Here is a 2712-nt window from a genome sequence, read left to right as displayed (position 1 = left end):
AACGTCCGCGTGGTCAGGACCGTCGACCGAGACCTCTACCGCGAACGCAACAAGGTCGAACGGTTCTTCAATCGTCTCAAACACTTCCGCGGCATCGCAACGCGATACTTCAAAACCGCAGCAAACTTCCTCGCCGCACTTCACCTCGCTTGCTCAAGGCTCTGGATCAGACATTATGAGTCCACGACCTAGCGCGGCAGACCGGCCTTGCGAAGGTTTTCCAGCAGCGCGGTGGCCGTTTCGGGATCCTTGAAGGGCTGGGTCTTCTCATAGCGGGAGAGCGAGTAGCCGGGATCGATTTCCATGGCCATTTCGGCGAAGCGCCGCGCCTCCGGCATGTTGCCGCTGGCGGCGAAGGCGGCCGCCGTCATCCGCACGTTGGAGGCATACATCGGGTTGGCCTCCGCCGATGTCACCCCGATCTCCGCCGCCTTGCCGTAATCCCGCTGGGCGAAATAGGCGATCGAGAGAAAATGCTGGTAGCGGAACATGAACGGGTCCGAGGGCGAAAGCGAGGCCGCCCGCTCGCCGTTTTCCACGGCGGCATCGGCCTTGCCCAGAAAGGCCAGCGTCGGCACCGACCACACGAGCGCCTCGGCGTCGCTCGGGGTCTGCTCCAGCGCGTTGCTGAGCATGGATTCGGTGCGCGCGTCGGCGCCGTGCTGGATCGTCTGGTTGTGGGCATACATCGCCAGCGCCCGGCCGCTTTCACCGCTCAGGCGCAGCGCCCGCGAAGCGGCATCTTCCAGCGCCTTCCAATCCCGACCCGGATCGTCGGACCAGCCCTGCCCGAGGCTGATCGAATACCAGTCCGTCAGCGCGATGAAGGTGGGGGCGAAGGTGGGATCCTTCTCGGCCGCCATCAGAAGCAGATCCCGCGCTTCGCCGAAACTTTCGCGCTTGAGGCGGAAGGCCAGCTCCTTGGCGCGCAGCGTAAGGTGGTAGGCCGAGAGATCCGCCGGCTTGAAGCCGCTGGTGCGGCGCAGTTCGGCCGTCTGCACCGAAGGCTGGAGCTTGTTGGCGATCGAGCCCGCGATGTGGCTCTGGATGTCGAAGAGCTCGTTCTCGCTGGCGGTATAGGTGCGCGCCCACTCCACCAGCTCCGTGCCCACTTCGACGAGCTGCACCGAGATGTGGTAGCGCTGATGGGCCCGGCGGATGCTGCCGAACACGGTATAGTTGGCCCCCAGTTCCCTCGCCCGCTCCCGGGCGGAGCGCTCCCTGAGGTTCGCCCCGCGCGTCGAGTTGGACGACAGAACCCGCGGCTCCTTCAGCGAAGCCAGCATGCAGACGGTATCTTCGAGGATGCCATCCACGAAGTAGTCCGGCACGTCGTCGGGGCCGAGGTTCTGGAACGGGAAGACGGCGAGCCGCGGGGGGCCGATCTCGGTAGCCACGGCCGCGGGCCGCGCGGCGGGCTGCGCCGGGGGATCCGCCTTGAACTCGCCCATCTTGATGCGGACGGCCAGATCCTGCGTCTGCGGCGACGGCTCGATGTCCATCTCCTCTTCGAGCCGCATGAAGAGCGCCTCGTAGGCCTTGAGCGCTTCCCGCGTCTCGCCGCGGGCGGCCGAGATCGCCATCACCTCGCGGCAGGCCTTCTCGTTGAACGGATCCAGCCGCAGCAGGATGCCCGCGGCCTTGAGCCGGGTCTCTTCCGGCGCGCTGCCCGGCTCGATCAGCCGGCCCAGCCGCTCGGTGAGCTGCTCCTCGAACACCCGCCGCATCTCGTGCAGCCAGGCGTCGAATTCGTCGCCGATGCCATCCAGCCCGCGGAACAGCAGGTCCGGCAGCTCCGGGTTGGCGATGAGCACGTCGGGCAGCCGCCCGGCGGCCAGTTCCTCCATCAGGGCGACGGCATCCACCTCGACGCCCGCCGTATCGAGCCCGAGGCTTTCGCGATCGATGGAGACCAGCGCCTCCGCCGGCCCGGTGAAGGCCTTGCGCAGGTCGGACAGGATCTGCCGGAGAGAGTTGCGCGCGGCGGCCTCGGGCACGTTTTCCCAGAGCAGCCCGGCAACGACGCTGCGCGGAAAACGATGCGGCGCGGCGAGCGCCAGGTAGGTCAGAAGGGCGAGGGCCTTGCGCTTCCCGGCGAGCACGGGCTCGCCAGCGGCGCGAATGTCCACATCTCCAACAACCGAGATCCGCAATACGTTGTGCACGTTTCAACCGCCGAACAGCAGAATACATTCAGAAGGACGAAATTGTCCGCAGGGCACTATCGCAAATGCGGACGCAGGGGAAAAGCGCTTATTCCCCAGTTGTTACGCGGTGTCCACCCGCCTTCGGCACGGCGGTGCGGCGGCCCCGCGCGACTCGCGGGGCCGATGACAGGCACCTCGGGGGCGCGGAAATCCGCCGAACTCGCTGAAACATCCACGACGGGCGGCGAAAGCCCGCTGAAAGGGGGTGAAGCAACACCCTGTTTTTGATATGGAATATTTTGGTTTAACGTTAAACCATTCCGCAAACGCATGGCTGCCATGCCAAGGGCACACTGCCTCGCCAAGCCATGTTACGTTAAGGAAGCGCCAATACGTCAGAATGATTGACAGTTAAGCATTGAATGATCCGGAGGAGCACCATGGCGAAAACGGCACTTGTCACCGGCGGCACGCGCGGTATCGGCGCGGCCATTGCGAAGAAACTCAAAGCCGAGGGCTACAACGTGGCCGCGACCTACGGCGGCAACGATGAGGCCGCCGCGGC

3 protein-coding genes are annotated in these 2712 nt (G+C 65.4%); 2 read left to right on the top strand and 1 reads right to left on the bottom strand.

The window, feature by feature from the left end; all coding sequences use genetic code 11:
• A partial coding sequence (locus tag PSA7680_RS18400) for a transposase (RefSeq protein WP_217808310.1) occupies positions 1–192 on the top strand: 192 nt, incomplete at its 5' end.
• Here PSA7680_RS18400 and PSA7680_RS18395 read toward each other — a convergent pair.
• On the bottom strand, positions 189–2165 hold the full coding sequence (locus PSA7680_RS18395; RefSeq protein WP_176244185.1) for an AfsR/SARP family transcriptional regulator: 1977 nt from the start codon (positions 2163–2165) through the stop codon (positions 189–191). The genes PSA7680_RS18400 and PSA7680_RS18395 overlap by 4 nt on opposite strands.
• A 422-nt stretch (positions 2166–2587) precedes the next feature.
• Between PSA7680_RS18395 and PSA7680_RS18390 the strand changes: the two genes are divergently transcribed.
• Positions 2588–2712 (top strand): SDR family NAD(P)-dependent oxidoreductase (locus tag PSA7680_RS18390; protein ID WP_139838708.1); only part of this gene is annotated, 125 nt, incomplete at its 3' end.

Origin of the sequence: Pseudoruegeria aquimaris (assembly GCF_900172235.1) — a bacterium.
Classification (GTDB): domain Bacteria; phylum Pseudomonadota; class Alphaproteobacteria; order Rhodobacterales; family Rhodobacteraceae; genus Pseudoruegeria; species Pseudoruegeria aquimaris.
This window is presented reverse-complemented; position numbering and strand designations above follow the sequence as displayed.